At 44.0% G+C, this 507-nt stretch carries 1 protein-coding gene; it reads left to right on the top strand.

What is annotated here, in order from left to right; genetic code table 11:
- Positions 1–18 precede the first annotated feature (18 nt).
- A partial coding sequence (locus tag R7P64_RS24765; protein ID WP_318124298.1) for a GspH/FimT family pseudopilin occupies positions 19–507 on the top strand: 489 nt, incomplete at its 3' end.

A 507-nucleotide genomic window follows, 5' to 3' on the forward strand; every position in this document is an offset into this window, starting at 1 on the left:
CCAGCACTAATGAAACAAATGCGAAAACATAACTGTTTTACATTAATAGAAATCCTATTGGTGCTGGTTTTGCTATCTCTTACCGCGGTGGCGGTGATCACTACGTTGCCTACCAGTCAAAAAGACCTCTCTAAACAATACGCGCAAAGTTTCTTTCAGCGTTTGCAGTTGCTTAACGAAGAAGCCGTACTCAGCGGTAAAGATTTTGGTGTGCGTGTCGACGATACCAAAAAGACCTACACCCTGCTTAGCTTGACCGCTGAAGGCTGGAAGCCGCTAGAAATGAAGCAAATTCCAAGCAAAACCAAATTAGAAGATGACATTGCATTGCAATTGGATCTAGGTGGCGGTGCTTGGGATAAAGACGATCGTTTGTTTGAGCCGGGTTCACTGTTTGAAGACATGTTTGCCGACGAAACTGAAGAAAAGAAAGTGAAACCACCGCAAGTCTTCATTTTCTCGAGCGCAGAAGTCACGCCGTTTACCTTGTCTTTTTTCCCACAAAAA

It is taken from the genome of Vibrio sp. 2304 (assembly GCF_033339475.1).
Classification (GTDB): domain Bacteria; phylum Pseudomonadota; class Gammaproteobacteria; order Enterobacterales; family Vibrionaceae; genus Vibrio; species Vibrio alginolyticus.